The sequence below is a fragment of the Acuticoccus kalidii genome, from assembly GCF_021556395.1.
Classification (GTDB): Bacteria; Pseudomonadota; Alphaproteobacteria; order Rhizobiales; family Amorphaceae; genus Acuticoccus; species Acuticoccus kalidii.
In genome coordinates this window covers 240,050-257,264 of the sequence record NZ_JAKGCS010000017.1, presented here as the reverse complement: position 1 = coordinate 257,264, position 17,215 = coordinate 240,050, and the positions used below count along the sequence as shown (strand labels likewise).

At 67.1% G+C, this 17,215-nt stretch carries 14 protein-coding genes and 1 tRNA gene; 9 read left to right on the top strand and 6 right to left on the bottom strand.

The window, feature by feature from the left end; all coding sequences use genetic code 11:
* Window positions 1-6 precede the first annotated feature (6 nt).
* Window positions 7-1,377, bottom strand: a complete 1,371-nt coding sequence (locus L1787_RS11330) for an LLM class flavin-dependent oxidoreductase (RefSeq protein WP_235708942.1) — start codon at window positions 1,375-1,377, stop codon at window positions 7-9.
* Window positions 1,378-1,943: 566 nt separating this feature from the next.
* Here L1787_RS11330 and L1787_RS11325 point away from each other — a divergent pair.
* From L1787_RS11325 to L1787_RS11300, 6 genes are read left to right on the top strand one after another with little or no spacing between them, the layout of a single operon-like run.
* On the top strand, window positions 1,944-4,190 hold the full coding sequence (locus L1787_RS11325; RefSeq protein ID WP_235708940.1) for a TonB-dependent receptor: 2,247 nt from the start codon (window positions 1,944-1,946) through the stop codon (window positions 4,188-4,190).
* Between the two features lie 26 nt (window positions 4,191-4,216).
* A complete protein-coding gene (locus tag L1787_RS11320) occupies window positions 4,217-5,122 on the top strand; it encodes a ferric iron reductase (RefSeq protein ID WP_235708938.1) in 906 nt (301 codons plus the stop codon).
* Between the two features lie 24 nt (window positions 5,123-5,146).
* Entirely contained in the window at window positions 5,147-6,088 is a 942-nt protein-coding gene (locus tag L1787_RS11315) for an ABC transporter substrate-binding protein (RefSeq protein ID WP_439648277.1), read from the top strand.
* Complete coding sequence (locus L1787_RS11310; RefSeq protein WP_235708937.1) at window positions 6,088-7,092, top strand: FecCD family ABC transporter permease; 1,005 nt, start codon at window positions 6,088-6,090, stop codon at window positions 7,090-7,092. The genes L1787_RS11315 and L1787_RS11310 overlap by 1 nt, the downstream gene beginning before the upstream one ends.
* Window positions 7,089-8,063, top strand: coding sequence for a FecCD family ABC transporter permease (locus tag L1787_RS11305; RefSeq protein WP_235708936.1), 975 nt, complete (start codon window positions 7,089-7,091; stop codon window positions 8,061-8,063). The genes L1787_RS11310 and L1787_RS11305 overlap by 4 nt, the downstream gene beginning before the upstream one ends.
* Window positions 8,053-8,859: an ABC transporter ATP-binding protein gene (locus tag L1787_RS11300; RefSeq protein ID WP_235708935.1), complete on the top strand. Its 807-nt coding sequence runs from the start codon at window positions 8,053-8,055 to the stop codon at window positions 8,857-8,859. The genes L1787_RS11305 and L1787_RS11300 overlap by 11 nt, the downstream gene beginning before the upstream one ends.
* A gap of 57 nt (window positions 8,860-8,916) precedes the next feature.
* Here the strand turns inward: L1787_RS11300 and L1787_RS11295 are convergent, their stop codons facing one another.
* The gene (locus L1787_RS11295; RefSeq protein ID WP_235708934.1) at window positions 8,917-9,897 is read right to left on the bottom strand and encodes a nucleoside recognition domain-containing protein; all 981 of its coding nucleotides are present in this window, start codon (window positions 9,895-9,897) and stop codon (window positions 8,917-8,919) included.
* Window positions 9,898-10,060: 163 nt separating this feature from the next.
* Between L1787_RS11295 and L1787_RS11290 the strand changes: the two genes are divergently transcribed.
* The gene (locus L1787_RS11290) at window positions 10,061-10,513 is read left to right on the top strand and encodes an Lrp/AsnC family transcriptional regulator (RefSeq protein WP_235708933.1); all 453 of its coding nucleotides are present in this window, start codon (window positions 10,061-10,063) and stop codon (window positions 10,511-10,513) included.
* Here L1787_RS11290 and L1787_RS11285 read toward each other — a convergent pair.
* A complete protein-coding gene (locus tag L1787_RS11285; RefSeq protein ID WP_235708932.1) occupies window positions 10,510-12,846 on the bottom strand; it encodes an ATP-dependent helicase in 2,337 nt (778 codons plus the stop codon). The genes L1787_RS11290 and L1787_RS11285 overlap by 4 nt on opposite strands.
* A gap of 52 nt (window positions 12,847-12,898) precedes the next feature.
* Complete coding sequence (locus L1787_RS11280) at window positions 12,899-13,795, bottom strand: histone deacetylase family protein (protein ID WP_235708930.1); 897 nt, start codon at window positions 13,793-13,795, stop codon at window positions 12,899-12,901.
* A 185-nt stretch (window positions 13,796-13,980) separates the two neighbouring features.
* On the opposite strand from L1787_RS11280, the gene L1787_RS11275 reads away from it, so the two are divergent.
* Complete coding sequence (locus tag L1787_RS11275) at window positions 13,981-15,327, top strand: MATE family efflux transporter (RefSeq protein ID WP_235708929.1); 1,347 nt, start codon at window positions 13,981-13,983, stop codon at window positions 15,325-15,327.
* Between the two features lie 81 nt (window positions 15,328-15,408).
* On the opposite strand, the gene L1787_RS11270 is transcribed toward L1787_RS11275, so the two are convergent.
* Window positions 15,409-15,493: transfer RNA gene (locus tag L1787_RS11270), tRNA-Leu, on the bottom strand.
* A gap of 207 nt (window positions 15,494-15,700) precedes the next feature.
* Here L1787_RS11270 and L1787_RS11265 point away from each other — a divergent pair.
* Window positions 15,701-16,483 (top strand): hypothetical protein, encoded by a 783-nt coding sequence (locus tag L1787_RS11265; RefSeq protein WP_235708927.1) that lies wholly within the window; start codon window positions 15,701-15,703, stop codon window positions 16,481-16,483.
* Between the two features lie 25 nt (window positions 16,484-16,508).
* Here L1787_RS11265 and L1787_RS11260 read toward each other — a convergent pair whose 3' ends face one another.
* Window positions 16,509-17,195, bottom strand: coding sequence for a YggS family pyridoxal phosphate-dependent enzyme (locus L1787_RS11260; protein ID WP_235708926.1), 687 nt, complete (start codon window positions 17,193-17,195; stop codon window positions 16,509-16,511).
* Between the last annotated feature and the right edge of the window lie 20 nt (window positions 17,196-17,215).

Sequence of the window (17,215 nt, the reverse complement as noted above, 5' to 3'; positions counted from 1 at the left end):
CGGCGTCTATTCCGCCGCGATCGGCCGCGCCGTACGGCGCGCGGTCCAGTGGCCGCGTTCGGGGCGAGCAATGCCGAGCTGATGCCGCAGCGTCGGCCCCTCATAGGCGGTGCGGAACAGGCCGCGCCGTTGCAGCTCCGGGATCACGAGATCGACGAAACGCGTGAGGTCGGCGGGCAGGATCGGCGCCATCACGTTGAACCCGTCGGCCGCGCCGCCCTCGAAGCGCTCCTGCAAGGCGTCGGCGATGTCCCTCGCGGTGCCGACGATCTGCCAATGGCCGCGGGCGCCGGCCATCGAGAGTGCAAGCTCCCGGATCGTGAGGTCGTCGCGCCTCGCGCGGGCGACGAGCACGTCGCGCCGGCTCTTCATGAACGTCGTCGGCGGCAGATCGGGCATCGGCCCGTCGATGTCATAGGCCGAGAGGTCGGCACCGACATGCTGGGAAAGATAATCGACGGCGACGGCCGGGTGGATCAGCGACTGGAGATCGGCAAACCGGTCCTCGGCCTCCGCCCGCGTCGGCGCGACGACCGGGAACACGCCGGGCATCACGAGGAGTTCGGACGGATCCCGACCATAATTCGGCATCCGGCGCTTGATGTCGGCATAATAGGCCCGCCCTTCCTCGACCGTCTGGGTCGCGGTGAAGACGGCGTCGGCGGTGCGCGCCGCGAGCGCGCGTCCGGGCTCCGATGAACCGGCTTGGACGATCAAGGGCCGGCCCTGCGGCGAGCGCGGGACATTGAGCGGTCCGCGGACCTTGAAGAACTCGCCCCGATGGCCGGTGACGTGATAGCCGCGCGGGTCGAAATAGATCCCGCTTTCCTTGTCGCGGTGAAACGCGTCGTCGTCCCACGAGTCCCACAACGCCGCCACGACGTCGACGGCCTCTTCGGCCCGAGCGTAGCGGATCGCGGGAGGAATCTGGCCGTCGAGCCCGAAATTCATCGCCTCGTGGTCGTCGGCGGAGGTGACGACGTTCCAACCGGCGCGCCCACCCGACAAATGATCGAGGGAGGCGAAGCGGCGCGCGATGTGAAACGGCGCGTCGTAGGTGGTCGACACGGTGGCGACGAGGCCGACCCGCGAGGTCACGGCCGACAGCGCGGACAAAAGCGTCAGCGGCTCGAACTGGCCCACATAACGCACGGCGGTGCGTGATAGCGCGGCAAGCTCCTCACCGCGGACGCCGACCCCGTCGGCCAGAAAGATCAAATCGAACAGGCCTCGTTCGGCCGTGGCCGCCAGCCGTTGATAGTGGCGGATATTGATGCCGGCATCCGCGTCCGATTCCGGGTGTCGCCATGCGGCGACGTGATGGCCGGTCGGATAGAGGAATGCCCCGAGCTTCATGTGGCGCGGCTGATGGGTCATATGCCCTCCTCAAATTGCGATCGTCACCACGATGAGTGGTTCCTCACGCATGAATCCCTATAATTCCGATTGAATCAATAGGGATTATAGGGATTCATGCGGATCGCAGCGCATTTTCGGCCGAATCGCTAGGCGTTCCGGGCAAATTTCAGATCACGATCGGCAGGAGATGCGTCGCGATGAATGCATGTCTCGCCGCGAAGCCAACCGCTTTGCGCGGCGGAGCGACCGAACGGGGCTCGCCGCCAGCCCGTCAGCCGATGGCACTGCCCGGCCGGCATTCCGGCGGCGGACAGCCCCCTCTCCGCGGCCACCGCAGTTTATTGCTAGAATTATTCAATTCACATTGTTGATCTTGAGCGAGACCAAAACAAATTCATCGGATTCCTAGAATTATTTTGCCTTGATGCAACAGAGACACAGTATATCTCTACACACCCGATGAAATGGCGTTGAATTATCCTCGCGCGTTGTGGGTCGAACGCGCTCATTGCAGGCATAGGGGGACGTTGACAGCGCCGTCGTCGAGACGTGCGAACGAGGTTGGAGCCGATATGGGGACGAATGTGACGCGTCGTGCAGGGACGAATGGAGCGTTAAAATCCGCCTCCATCGCGAGCGTCGGCCTCCTGATGCTCCTCACCGCGCCCACCTCTGCGCAAGACCCCGTGGTGGTCTCGTCGGACGACGGAACAATCGTTTCCGACGGCGTCATCGTGCTGCAGGAAATCGTCGTCACCGGCGAAAAGGTGGCCCGCGACCAGTCGGAGACCTATTCGAGCGTCGGCGTCGTCACCAGCGAGGAGATCGACGATCTGCCGATCGACGACCTCAACCAGGCTCTCAATCTGATCGCGAACGTGCGCGCCCTGCCGAGCGGTCAGGGGAACGCCAATATCTCGATCCGCGGCCTCAATGCCGAAGGTGTGACGCAGCCCAGCGCGCGTTCATCGCCCATCGTCCAGGTGTCCGTCGACGGGGCCATCCAAGGCGTCGAGGCGACACGCCGCGGCAGCCGCGGCATCTGGGACGTCGAGCAGATCGAGGTCTATCGCGGCCCGCAATCCACGTTGCAGGGGCCGAACGCTCTCGGCGGTGCGGTCATCATCAACACGAAAGACCCGGTCTATACGCCCGAGCTGATCCTGGAGGGCGAGGCCGGCAACAACGATTATCTTTCCGGCGCCGTCGTCGCCAACGTGCCGGTCATTGCCGACCAGGTCGCCGTGAGGGTCGCCGCCCAGTCTTTCAAGAAGACGAAAGACATCGACTTCGTCGACCCGCGCTTCGCCTCGCTCGGCGAGGAGGAGTTCCAGGAGATACGCGGCAAGCTGCTCGTCACGCCGGCGGCGCTGCCGGGCCTTCGCGCGGTCTTCTCGATCAGCCATACGCACGATAAGCCCGGTTGGGACGCCGTCACCGGACCGGACTTTTTCGCTCGGGTCTACGACGATCCGACGGGTACGGCCGCGGAGCTGCGCGACACCAACGTCAACCGCTATGTCGCCGATATCGAGTACACGTTTCTCGAGCACTTCACGCTGAGCTCCCTCAGCTCCTTCGTCGACACGCGTGTGTCGATCCGTTCGCCGGAGGGGTCCACTTTCGCCCGGGGGGATACGCGCGACATCCACACCTTCGCCCAGGACGTGAACATCGCCTACGAGAACCCGGACGTCCCCCTCTCGGGTCTCTTCGGCATCTACGGGAGCTACCAGCGCAACGATACGTCCTCGCACATCACGGCCGACACGGTGCCGGGCCTCGGCCTGCCGACATCGGCCGTCTTCGGTCTGCCGAACGTGACGGTGCAGGATCTCGAGGGCCGGTTCACCAACTCCACCATCGCGGCCTATGGCGAGGCGCGCTATACGCTCTTCGACCGCCTGACCCTGATCGGCGGCGGCCGTGTGCTCTATGAAGAGGTCGGCTCGAAGCTCACCGGCCAGGCGCTCGATTTCGATCAGACCGCCGTGAATATCGGGACATGCCAGGCGATCGGCTGCGTGCCCACGCCCGCTTATGGCTCGCTCGACGAAGACAATTCGGTCGGCAACCCGGTGGTGCTTCCGAAGATCGGCCTCGCCTTCGACGTCTTCGAGGGCCACACCATCGCCGCCACGGTCAGCCGCGGCTATCGCGCCGGCTTCTCCGAGGCCGTAGCCGGACGCGCCGACATCAACGAAGTCGATCCGGAATATCTGTGGGCCTACGAGCTTGCCTATCGCTCGCGCTGGCTGAACGACAGGCTCCAGTTCAACGCCAACGGCTTCTACTACGATTATCGCGATCAACAGGTGCCCACCTATAACCCGGCCTTTCCTGGCCAGACGATCGTGCGCAACGCTGCGGACAGCCACGCCTATGGCGCCGAGTTCGAGCTGCATTACCGGCCGCTCGAATATGTGGAGGTGTTCGGCTCTCTCGGTCTCCTCCACACCGAATATGACAAGGCCGTGGTCGTCGTGGACAACGCCGAAGTCGACATCTCGGGCAACGCCTTCCCCGGTGCGCCGGCCGTGACGTTTACCGTCGGCGGTATCGTGAAGCACCATAGCGGCCTTTACGCCGCGGCCGACGTCACCTTCACTGACGGCTTCTATTCCGACGACGATCTGACGAACGATCGTTATGTCGACTCGTACACGCTGGTGAACGCCCAGCTCGGCTACGAATATGGTCCGGCCCGCATTTCCGGCTACGTGCGCAACCTCTTCAACGAAGAGTATCTGACCAGCATCGGCGCCGGAAACACGTTCGCCACCATCGGCGAGGGACGGGAGTTCGGTCTGCGCGGCACGCTCCGCTTTTGAGGCGTGCGCGGTGACGGAGAGCCGCCATGACGGTTGCTGACTGCAACGATGCCAACAGCGCCGCGCACCCGCTGGCGGTCACCTTCGCGGCGATGGCGGCCCACTTCGAGCGGCCACGCCTCGAGGTGGGACCGGCCGCCGAGGGGTTTCGCACCGCGGCGGAGACCTTCGAGGACCGGCCGTTTCTTGAACGGGCGCTCGGCATCGTCGGCGGTCCGAAGCCGCCCGATCGCATGGGCCGCGCCGCCTACCTCATCCTGTCCTACGCCTCCCAGGTGTCGATCGCCTCGGTCGTCCCGGTGCTCGTCGCGGGCCGGCTCCCGGACCTTTGTCCGACGCGGACGAGGCTGCGGATCGGCCGGCGCGAGATCGAGCGCGGTGGACGGACCGTCGTCGTCGACGATCTGGCCTTTCGCTTCGATGGCGCCTACTGGACCGATCGCGAGGACGACCATCCCGACGCCCACAAGGTTGCCTCGCAAGCCGGCCTTCTCGACCGGATGCGGATCGAGATCGAAGACCATTTCGCCCCGCTGATCGCGTCATTGAACGACATGACACGCCTGTCGCCCTCCGCGATGTGGCGCCTCGTCGCCGATTCCGTCGCCGCGACCTTCCTCGAGGCCGGGCGCCGGCTCGGCGAGGAAGCCCGCGCATGTGACGCCGCGCTCGCGGTGCTCAAGACGCCGCAATCGCCGCTCGCCAACAAAGAGCTTCACTATCTCACCGTCTCGGTGTCGGACCCGTCCGACGCCGCGCGTGTCCTCGCGTCCCGCACGGTTCGCTCGCGCGGCGGATGCTGTCGCTTCTACACCGCCGAAGACGGCGAACTGTGCACGCTCTGCGTGTTGAAGAAACCGGACGAGCAGCGCCGCGCGATCGAAACGAAGCTGCGCCAGAGCCTCGGCCTCGACCCGCCGGCCCATCCATGAGCCCCTTCATCGTGAGACATAGACGTGCGCATTGATCCCGTCCTCGCCCCGCTCCTGCGTGTCCTCTGCATCCTTCCGGCGCTCGTCTTCGGTGGTGCTGCCGCCGCGTGCGACGGGCGGACCGTCGACGGTCCCGGCGTCATCGCCGCGCCCGTGTGCGTTCCGACGAGCCCCGAGCGCATCGTCGTCCTCGATCCGACATACAGTCTCGGCATGGCGCTCGAACTCGGCCTGCCGGTCGTCGGCGCGCCCCTTTTCGGCATGAGCGACGCCGCGCTGAAGGCGAAGGCGATCGAAGCGGGCGTCACGGATCTCGGCGCATTCACCGAGCCGAGCATCGAAACGATCGTCGCGCTGCAGCCCGATCTCATTCTCGGGTCGGGCATGCTGGGCGAGACGGCCTATCGGATCTTGTCACGCATCGCGCCGACCGTCCTCGTCACCCTGGAGGACTGGAAAGCTTACGAGACGAAGCTCGCCGAGGCGACCGGCCGCGAGGCGGCGGCGGCCGCGCTTCTCGCCGAATATGAAGCGCGCGCCGCCGGTATCGCCGAGCGGATGCCGAAGGATGTGACGGTCTCCTCGGTGCGGATCACGCCGTGGGATTTCCAGGTCTATCTCGACGCTCCCGCCGCCTATGCGCCGTTCGCGATCCTCGCCGATGTCGGGGTGGAGCGCCCGCCGTGGGAGACGTCCGAGGGCGGTGAGACCGTCAAGCGGCCCGATTGGGAGGAGCTCGGCCAGCTCACGGGAGACGTGCTTCTCTATATCGTGGGAGGGGCCAACGATTCGGCGACGTCCGGGCGTCACGAAGAGGTGCTCGCCAATCCGCTTTGGCAAATGCTCCCTGCGGTTCGGTCCGGCAATGTCCACCGCGTCGACGTGGGGACGTGGATGGAGTTCTCCGGTGTCGCGTCGGCGCATCGGGTGTTGAACGACATCGAACGCATCCTGATCGACGGCTAGTGTCGACGCTCGCTTCGCGCCGTCTGGTGCTCCTCGGCCTCGCTGTGGCGCTCTGCGTCAGCGCGGCATGGTCGCTGACCGTCGGCACCATCGCCCTCCCACTTCAGACGATCGTCGCGGCGATCATCGACTTTGACGGCTCGCGTGAGCATTTGATCGCCGCGACCGTCCGCTTTCCGCGATTGCTGGCCGGACTGATCGCGGGCAGTGCGTTCGCGGTCGCCGGCGCGATCATGCAGGCCGTGACCAACAATCCGCTCGCATCGCCCGGCATTCTCGGGATCAATGCGGGCGCGGCGCTGGCGATCGTCGTGGCGCTGAGCGTCGTCGATGGAGGCGCGGCGGGGGTCTATGTCTGGTGCGCGTTCGCAGGCGCCGCAGCCGCCGCGATCGTCGTCTATGCCGTCGGATCGGCGGGGCGGGGTGGGGCGACGCCGCTGAAGCTCGCGCTCGCCGGGGCGATCCTCTCGGCCTTTGTCGGCTCGCTCACCACCGCGATCCTGATCTTCGACACGGCGAGTCTCGATGTGGTGCGGGTCTGGTCGATTGGATCCGTCGAGGGGCGCTCACTCGCCACCATCATGGCGATCGCGCCCTATGGCCTTGTCGGGCTGGCCGGCGCGCTGCTCCTTCGCGGACAGATCGCGACGCTCAGCCTCGGCCCGGAGATCGCGGCGCAGCTCGGACAGAATCTCGCCGTCTGGCGTCTCGCGGCCGCGGCGATCGTCGTGTTGCTCGCGGGGGGTGCGGTCGCTCTCACGGGGCCGATCGGCTTTGTCGGCCTCTTCGTTCCCCATGCGGCCCGGCTGATCGTCGGAACAGATTATCGATGGATCATCCCGGCCTCGGCGCTCGGCGGTGCCTTCGTCGTGGTGTTCTGCGATGCCCTTCTGCGCGCCGTGTTGCCGGACCGGGACGTCCCCGTCGGCATCGCGATGGCGCTGATCGGCGCGCCCTTCTTCATTCATTTGGCGCGCTCTCGCACCGCGCGCCGCCCGCTATGATGGCGTTCGTCGTCCTCGCCGCATCGATCGCCGCCCTTTTCGGAGCCAGCGTCGCCATCGGTGACGAACCCATCGCCATCGCCGAGATCGCACGCGTCCTCCTGGGCGAGGGCGATCCCGTCGCTTCGTTCATCGTCGAAGAGGTGCGGTTGCCGCGCGCCATTCTCGCCGTTCTGGTGGGGGCCGCGCTCGGGACCGGCGGAGCGATCGCGCAGGCCGTCATGCGCAACCCGCTGGCCGAGCCCGGCATACTCGGCATCAATGGCGGCGCGGCGCTGGCCGCCCTGATCGTGATCGTCGAGATCGAAAGCCCGCCTGCCCGGCTCCTGCCGCTGGCCGCCTTCGCGGGCGCTCTGATCACCGCCGCCGCCATCTACGCGCTCGCCTGGAATGACGGCACGTCGTCTTTGAGGATCATCCTCGTCGGCCTCGGCCTCAATGCGCTTGCGGGCGCGGGGGTCGGCTTCATCTCCGCATTCGGCGACGTCACGACGGTCCAGCAGGCGCAAGTGTGGCTCGCCGGCAGCCTCTACCGCGCCGATTGGGAGACGGTGCGCGTCCTCGCCGTGTGGCTCGTGCTCCCGGTCGTCGGCGTCCTTCTCGCCGCGCGGGAACTCGACGTCCTCACGCTCGGAGCGGACGCGGCGCGAGCGCTCGGTCAGCGGGTCGAACCGACCAGCGCCGCGATGATCCTGGCGATGGCGTTGATCTCGGCGGCGGCGGTGGCCGCGGCGGGGCTCATCGGCTTCGTCGGCCTCATCGCGCCGCACCTTGCACGGCGCATCGGCGGCCGACGCAGCCGCCATGTCTTGCCGCTGGCCGCGCTCTCAGGCGCGGCGCTGGTCCTTGCCGCCGATCTCGTCGGGCGCCTTGCGCTCTCGCCGGCGAATCTCCCGGCGGGAATCGTGACGACGCTCATCGGCGCCCCATTCTTCGCCCTCTTGCTGTGGAGACGCCGCGATGCCGTCTGATCCGGCGCTCAGCGCACGCGGGGCCTCCATCGGCTACCGGGACCGGGCCGTGATCGACGGCCTCGACCTCAACGTGCCGCGTGGCGCGTTCACCGCTCTGATCGGTCCGAACGGTTCTGGAAAGTCCACCCTGTTGCGGGCCCTTGCCCGACTGCAATCCCTGTCCTCGGGCCAGATCCTGCTCGACGGCCGGGCGCTCGCGACGATCGGACCGCGGGAGGCGGCGCGGCGGGTCGGCATCCTCTTCCAGGGCGCCAGCGCGCCGGAGGGCATGACGGTGTCGGAGTTGGTCCAGGAGGGACGCTATCCGCACCGCAGCCTCTTCGGACGCTGGAACCGCGCAGACGAAGCCGCCTGCGCCCGTGCCCTGCGCCTGACGAAGCTCGAGGCGCTCGCCGATCGCCCACTCGACACGCTATCCGGCGGGCAGCGGCAGCGCGCGTTTGTGGCGATGGTGCTGGCGCAAGAGACCGGCATCCTCCTCCTCGACGAGCCGACAACCTACCTGGACCTTCCCCACCAGCTCGACATCCTGGAACTCGCCGGCGCTCTCGTGCGCGAGGAAGGGACCACGGTGGTCGCGGCGATCCACGACATCAACCAGGCGGCCCGCTATGCCGCGCATCTGATCGTCTTGAAGGATGGAGCCGTCGTCACCGCGGGTCCGCCCGACGCGATCGTGACGCCGGCGCTGATCGAAGAGGTCTTCGCGGTGAAGGCGATGGTCGTTCCGAGTCCGGTCGACGGCCGCCCGCTGATCCTCCCGCTCACCCGCGCCGAGCGGGAGGACTCCTGAACCGCCATCCGGCCCCGCGCCGAACCCGCCATCACGCGGCGGCGCGCGGGTCCAGCCTCACGAATTGGCCTCGCCGGCGCTGGGGCGGACGCGGAACAGGCGGCGGTAGAACGTCGCGTCAGAGGTGGCCGCGAGGGACAGGCCGATCAGCGCCGTCGCCACCCCGGCAAAGACGATACGCCCGAAGAGGACGCTGACGAGATCCGCCCCCGCGGCCACCACCACGATGGTGTCCTCGATGATCCCGTGCGCCAGCCCCATGAAGACGCAGGACAGGAAGATCTGACGCGGTGGGATATTGCCCCGCCGCGCCTCCCGGATCAGGAGGCCGCCGCCGAAGGCGACGCCCAGCAACATGCCGATGGTGGTGAAGCTCGCCGCCTCCCGGCCGATGCCGATCAGGCGGAACAGCGGGGAGAGCGCCCGGTCGACATAGGCCATCGCCCCGACATGCTTCAGCCCCTCGATGGCAAAGGTGAGGGCGAACAGGATCACGAACATCGACAACAGGGTCTGGCCGAGACCGACGACGAAGGCGAACCAGCCCGCAGGCTCCCCGTCCGGCAGCCATATCGGCTCGATCGGCGTGGCGAGCCAACCCGTCGCCACGAAGATCCGGTGGAGGATCAGGGCGAAGAGCATCCCGCCCACCAGACGGATGGCGGTGGTGGCGATGATGCCGGGGCCGGCCTTCTGGATGATGCGCTGTTCAACCGGCAGCGCGTGGGCGAAGAGGATGAGCGCGGCGAACACTGTCATATCCGCCTCGGTCAGCGCCCCCGGCGGCAACACGGTGAACACCACCGTGACGCCCGCCCAGATGCCCACCAGAAGGCCGGTGAGCCATGCGATGGCGAGCTCCGGCGGCAAGCCGAACGTGCCCATGAGCCCGGACAGATAGGGGGCAACCGCCTCGATCGCCCCCACTTCGGTGAGGGCGCGCGCCAGCACGGCGATCGGAATGATGATGCGCACCAGCTCCCAGTAGATGGCAAGCACGTCGCGGACGATGCGGAGGACGGGATGGGTGGCGCTCACGACCGGGCCTTTCTGGCGGGGTAGACGAAGGCGGCCGCGCCGGCGGTCGCGCATCGGGTTCGATGGTTCGCACCAGGGATAGCGCGGGCGGGTCCGCAATTGTGGTCAAAATCGCCACTTTCATGCAATAATATTGCATTCGCGGCGCCCGACTGGAGACCTGATGGACCGTATCGACCGGAAATTATTGAACCTTCTGCAGCGCGACGCGTCACGGACCAACGCGGCGCTCGCCGATCTCGTGGGTCTTTCACCGTCGACCTGTTTGCGACGTGTGCGGCGGCTTTTTGCGTCTGGCGTGATCGCGAAGGTGGTGGCGATCCTCGATCCGGCGAAGGTCGGCAAGGGCCTCAAGGCGATCGTCTCGGTCGAGCTGAAGTCTCATGGCGAGCAGGAGATGCGGCATTTTCTGGATCTCGCGAAGGCCGAGCCGGCCGTCGCCCAAGCCTATGCCGTCACCGGCGAGACGGACGTGGTGCTCATCCTGCGCCTCGCCGACATGGACGAGTTCGACGCGTTTTGCGAACGCGTGTTTCGCGACCGCACCAACGTCGCGCGGTTCTACACCATGCTGGTCATCCGCACCGCGAAGGACGAAACGGCGCTCGCGCTCTAGACCGGCGCGACGAAGGTATCGAGCACGCGCTTGCGGCCGGCCCTGTCGAAATCGACGGTGAGCTTGTTGCCCTCGACCCCCGAGACGTCGCCATTGCCGAACTTCTGATGGAAGACACGGTCGCCGACCTTGAAGCGGGCCGGCGCGTCCGTCACCGACTTCGCGACGAGCTCGCCTTCGATGGTGCGCACGCCGCCGGTCTGGCGACGCTTGGCGACGCCGGTATTCTCGCGGCGGCGTTGGGCGCGCTCCCAGCCCGGCGTGTGATAGGTGGAGGAGAACGCCTCGACCTTGTCGAAGCGGCTCGCCCCATAGCCGCCGATGCCACCATAGCCGACATCCTCGCGCACCATGACGTTCGCCTCCGGCAGCTCGTCGATGAAGCGCGACGGGGCGGAGGATTGCCACATGCCGTGAATGCGCCGGTTGAGCGCGAACCACACGAAGGCGCGGCGCCGCGCGCGGGTGAGGCCGACATAAGCGAGGCGGCGCTCCTCCTCGAGCCCGGCCTGGCCGTTTTCGTCCATCGCGCGGACCGACGGGAAGAGACCCTCCTCCCAGCCCGGCAGGAACACGACGTCGTATTCGAGGCCCTTCGCGGCGTGCAGGGTCATCAGCGTGACGGCCTCGGCCGTCGCCTCGCCCTGCGCATCGGTCACCAGCGAGACATGTTCCAGGAAGGCGGGAAGGCTATCGAAATCCTCCATGGAGCGGATCAGCTCCTTGAGGTTCTCGAGCCGGCCCGGCGCGTCGGCCGAGCGGTCCGCCTTCAGCATGTCGGTGTAGCCGGATTCCTCGAGGATGATCTCGGCGAGCTCGGTGTGACCCATGCGGTCGAGCTGATCGCGCCAGCGGTCGAACGCGCCGAGCAGGGTCTTGAGCGCGGTGCGCCCCTTTCCCTTGATCTCGTCGGTCGCGAGAAGCTCGCCCGCGGCGGCGATCATCGGGATCTCGCGCGCCCTCGCGGCCTCGCCGATCGTCCGCACCGCGACCTGGCCGAGACCGCGCGCCGGAACGTTGACGATCCGCTCGAAGGCGAGGTCGTAGCTCGACTGCACGACGCAGCGGAAATAAGCGAGCGCGTCGCGGATCTCCTTGCGCTCGTAAAAGCGCGGTCCGCCGACCACGCGATAGGACGTGCCGGTGGTGACGAAACGGTCCTCGAAGGCGCGCATCTGCGCCGTCGTCCGCACGAGAATGGCCTGCTCGTCGAGCGAGACGCCGGCGCGTTGGAGGCTTTCGACCTCCTCGTTGATCGCACGCGCCTCTTCCTCCGAATCCCAGGCCGAGGCGACCGTCACCCGGTGCTCGTCGGGATCGTCTGTCTCGGTGAAGAGGGTTTTGCCGAGGCGGCCTTCATTGTGGCCGATGAGATGGGAGGCGGCGGCGAGGATATGGCTCGTCGAGCGATAATTCCGCTCGAGGCGGACCACCGTCGCGCCCGGAAAGTCGGTCTCGAAGCGGAGGATATTGTCGACCTCGGCACCGCGCCAGCCATAGATCGACTGGTCGTCGTCACCCACCACGCACAGATTGCGGTTGCCCTGGGCGAGAAGCCGCAGCCACAGATATTGGGCGACGTTGGTGTCCTGATACTCGTCGACCAGCATGTAGCGGAAGCGGCGCTGGTAATTCTCCAGGATGTCGGGATTCTGGCGGAACAGGCGGATCGGCTCGAGGAGGAGGTCGCCGAAATCGGCCGCATTCAGCGATTTGAGGCGCTGGCGATAGTCGAAATAAAGCTCGATCCCGCGGCCGTTGGCGAAATAATGCCCCTCGCCCTTCGGCACCTCCTCGGGCGTCAGACCGCGGTTCTTCCAGGCGTCGATCATGCCGAGCATCTGCCGGGCCGGCCAACGCTTCTCATCGAGATTGGCGGCCTGAAGGATCTGCTTGGCGAGACGGATCTGGTCGTCCGTGTCGAGGATCGTGAAGTTGGGGTTGAGGTCCACGAGCTCGGCATGGCGGCGCAGAATGCGCGTGCCGATCGCGTGGAAGGTGCCGAGCCAGGGCATCCCTTCGGCCGAACCGCCGATCACCGCGGCGATGCGCTCTTTCATCTCGCGCGCGGCCTTGTTGGTGAAGGTGACCGCGAGGATTTCCGACGGGCGCGCCTTGCCGAGATGGAGGATGTGGGCGATCCGCGTGGTCAGCACCCGCGTTTTGCCCGTGCCGGCGCCGGCGAGCACCAAAACGGGCCCGTCCGTCGCCTCGACGGCGCGGCGCTGCTCTGGGTTCAAGCGGTCCAAATAGGCGGGGACGGGCCGTGAGGCCGCCGCTGCCCGCTGGGAAATCGACACGTTGGCAACCGTCTGGCGCGCGGCCTCTGCCATCAACTCATCCCGAATCACGATTGGCGTATACTAGAACAGATGTGCAACTCAGTCACGCGCCGCTCAAGCTGTCGCGCGCGATGAGGTGGAGAATCGCGTGCCGGCGCGCCAACTTGTCAACATCCGACATGTAGCCGCCCCCAAGAACCCCGGCGAGCGGCACGCCCTTGCGGCGCACAGCCTCGACGACGCGCTTGTCGCGCTCGGCAATGCCGAGATCGGACAAAGCGAGGCGGCCGAGACGGTCGTCCCGGTGCGGATCGACGCCGGCATTGTAGAAGACGATGTCGACGGGATCGGCCAGCGCGGCTTCGAGCGCCTCGTCGAGCCGGTCGAGATAGGGGGCGTCCTCGGTCCCGTCCGGCAGGGCGATGTCGATTGTCGAGGCGGCCTTGCGCACCGGATAATTCGACGCGGCATGGATCGACACCGTGGTGACCGACGGATCGCCCGCGAAGATCCAGGCCGTGCCGTCACCCTGATGCACGTCGCAATCGAAGACGAGGGCGCGCTCGATCATCCCTTCGGCCTGCAGGACGCGGATCGCGACGGCGACGTCGTTGAAGACGCAGAAGCCGGCACCCTGCTCGTGCCGTGCATGGTGGCTGCCGCCCGCCGTGTTGCAGGCGATGCCGTGCTCCAAGGCGAGGCGCGCGGTGAGCGTCGTCCCGGCACAGGCGGTGCGCGAGCGTAGCGCCACCCGGTCGGTCATCGGAAAGCCGATCTCGCGGGCGATCTTCGCCGGCACGTCGGCGGCGAAGACCTGGTCGACATAGGTGCGGTCGTGCGCGAGCGCGATCCAGTCGGCCGGCGCCGGCTCCGGGGTGTAAAACGGGCCGAAGCCGAGCGTGACGAGAAGCTCGGCGACCGCCGGAAACTTGCCCATCGGGAAGCGATGGTTCGGCGGCAGCGGCGCGTGATAATGCGGATTGTGGACGATCGGTAGCACCGTCACTCCATGACCGGCGCCAGACCAGCCCGGCGCCTCGTGAAGATAGGGTGCCCGCCCGGCCCTTCGCCACCCCTTCCATTGGACAGCCGCGGGATGGCGGCCCCGCCGCCCCGTCGGCTCCGGTGGTGGACCTTCTGGCGCGCCGCCTCTAACTGAAAGAGTTCCAGTCTTTCAGGTTCCCCATGTCCTCGCCGCATGTCAGGCCGTTCACGGTCACGCTCGCCATGGTGCTGCGCATCGCCATCCCGATGACGATCGCGCACATCTCGACCCCCTTGATCGGCATCGTCGACACGGCCGTGATCGGACAGCTCGGCAGCGCCGCCCTGATCGGCGGGGTGGCGATGGGCGCGCTCCTCATCGACTTTATCGGCACCTCGCTCAACTTCCTGCGCAGCGGCACCACCGGCCTCGTCGCCCAGGCGATGGGCGCGGAGGACCGCGAGGCCGAGGCGCTGGCGCTGTGGCGCGCCTTCGTGATGGCGGTCGGCGCGGGGGTCCTGATCATCCTCATCCAGACGCCGGCGACGATCCTCTTCACCATGCTCATGGGGCCGAGCGTCGCCGTCACCGAGGCTATCGAGGCCTATGTCGCGATCCGCGTGTGGGGGCTTCCCTTCATGCTGATGAACTATGCGATCCTCGGCTGGCTTCTCGGCCTCGCGCGGGCGCGCACCGGGCTGATGCTGCAGATCGTTCTCGGCGTCAGCAACATCGTCGGGTCGATGGTGCTGGTGCTCGGGCTCGGCTGGGGCGTCGAGGGTGTCGCCGCCGCCTCGGTGCTCGCCGAGCTGGTGACGCTCGCGGTCGGCGCGGTCGTCGTCGCGCGGAGCCTCGCGGACGCCCCGCGCCCCCCGCTCGCGGCGATCTTCGAGCGCATCGGCTTCTTGCGCATGGTCGCGGTGAACACCGACATTCTGATCCGCTCGGTGCTCCTCATCTCGACGATCAGCGCCTTCACCGCCGTCGGCGCGCGCTTCGGCGACGTGACGCTCGCGGCCAATGCCGTGCTCCTCAATATCCTCCTTCTCGGCGGTTACATGCTCGACGGCGTGGCGACGGCGGCCGAGCAGCTCGGCGGGCGGGCGATCGGCGCGCGCTATCGCCCGGCCTTCGCCGAGACGGTGCGCATCACGGTGACGGCGGCCTATGTCATCGCCTTGGGGCTCGCGGCGATCGCGCTCGTCGGCGGCAGCGCGTTCGTCCACATCTCGACGACCGCGCCCGAGGTCCGCGAGGCGGCGTTCACCTATCTCCCGTGGGCGGTGATCACGCCGCTCACCGGGGCGCTCGCTTATGCGATGGACGGCCTCTTCATCGGCGCCACATGGACACGGGCGATGCGCAACATGATGATTTGCGCGAGCGCGCTGTTCTTCCTCGCGAGCTATGTGCTGACGCCGATCCTCAGCAATCACGGGCTCTGGTTCGCGCTGAACCTCTTCCTCGCGGCCCGCGGGGTGACGCTCTGGCTGATGGTCCCATCGATGACTCGGCGGACCTTCGCGCTGATGTCGGCGTCACGTTAGGGGATCGTCCGAGGGGCGGGTAAAGTTCGAACCGGTGAACCCTGCGCTCAAGCAGCGCGAAGCGCGGATGCGCCACAAAGGTGGTGCGGGCGGTCGGACTCGAACCGACAAGCCTTGCGGCGGCGGATTTTGAGTCCGCTGCGTCTACCAATTCCGCCACGCCCGCGCGTTCCGGAAACCTCGAACGGAGCGCTCGAGGCAGCGACGGCTCCTATACGACACATGCAGCGGCAGCGCTACCCGGATCTGCGCCTCCACCCGCGGCGCCGAGGCGACAAAGATGCGGATGGTCAACACCTATCAATTCAATTATAGATTGATACGTTGACCTGAGGCGAAGGAGAACCCTTCGTTCCGGCTGGGGGGCTGCATCATGGTTCGCTTCGCATTCGCCGTCATCGCCATTGTCTGGCCATCCCTCGCATTATCAGGGGCTTGGACGCTGGAGCGCGGTGAAACGAAGACCTTCGTCGCAAGCTCCTTCACCTATGGCGAAAACGGGTTCGACGAGGATGGCAAGCTCGTCAGCGTGCCGGAGTACCGCAAGTTTGAGTTGACTGGCCGGTTCGAGTATGGCGTCCGGCCGTGGCTCACCGCGATCGCGATCGGCGAGCTGCGGCAGGAGAGCGTCGAGACCGAGCTTTCGCCGACGCTGATCGCCCCCGTGTCGACGTCGTTCGGCGGCGTTGCGGGCGGGGCACGTCTACGGCTTCACAAGGCGCCGAGCTGGGTCTTTTCCACCGAGGTCAAGATCGTCTCCGGCGGCTTCGACGCAGATGGGACGAGCGCCCCGGCGGACGGGCCGGCACTCGATGCGCGGGCGTTGGTCGGCGTCGGCGGCAAGGTGCTCGGCAAACACACCTTCGCCGACATCCAGGCCGGCTACCGCGTCGCCTTTCGGAGCGACGATGCGGACGAGGTGAATATCGACCTCACGGTCGGCCGGCTGCTGACACCGCGTTGGATGGTGCTGGCGCAGACCTTCTCAACCTTCGAGGTCGGCGGCAGCGACGTGCAGTTCCACAAGGTCTCGGGCAGCGTCGTCCGCCAGGTGACGGAGCGGCTTCAGGTCGAAGTGACCGGGCTTGCGACCGTCTATGGCCGCAATGCCTTGCAGGAGTTCGGCGGAAAGCTCGGCTTCTGGTACACTTTCTGAGGCCGGCGCACCGCACCGGCGGCCATCAGCCGGCGATCGGCGGGCGCGATCCGAAGATCGCCGAGCCGACACGGACGAAGTTCGCACCGTGGGCGATCGCCTCCTCGTAATCGCCCGACATTCCCATCGAGGTCTTCAGCCCGCAATCGGCGGCGAGGGCGGCGAGCGCGTCGAAGTGCGGCCCGGGCGGCTCGTCGACCGGCGGGATCGCCATCAGCGCCTCGACGGGAAGGCCGAGCGCCTTGCACCGTTCCACGAAGGCGAGCGTCTCCTCCGGTTCGATGCCGGCCTTTTGCGGCTCGCGGCCGATATTGACCTGGACCATGCAGCGCGGCATCCGCCCGGCATCGTCGGCCGCCTTGGCGATGGCGGTCGCGATCTTCTCGCGGTCGACGCTCTGGATGACGTCGAAGAGGGCGACGGCCTCCTTCGCCTTGTTCGACTGGAGCGGCCCCAGAAGGTGCAGCTCGATATCGTCGAACGCCTCGCGCAGCGCGGGCCATTTGGCCTTCGCCTCCTGCACCCGATTCTCGCCGACGACGCGCTGGCCGGCCACGAGGGCGGGGCGGATATGTTCCGCCTCGAATGTCTTCGTCACGGCGACGAGCGTCACGTGATCGGTGCGGCCCGCATCGGCGGTGGCCTTGTCGATCGAGCGGCGAACCGCGTCGAGACGCTCGGCGACCCCGTTTGCGACGTCGATGGCTGTCATGAGTGTTGACCCCCGGCGAT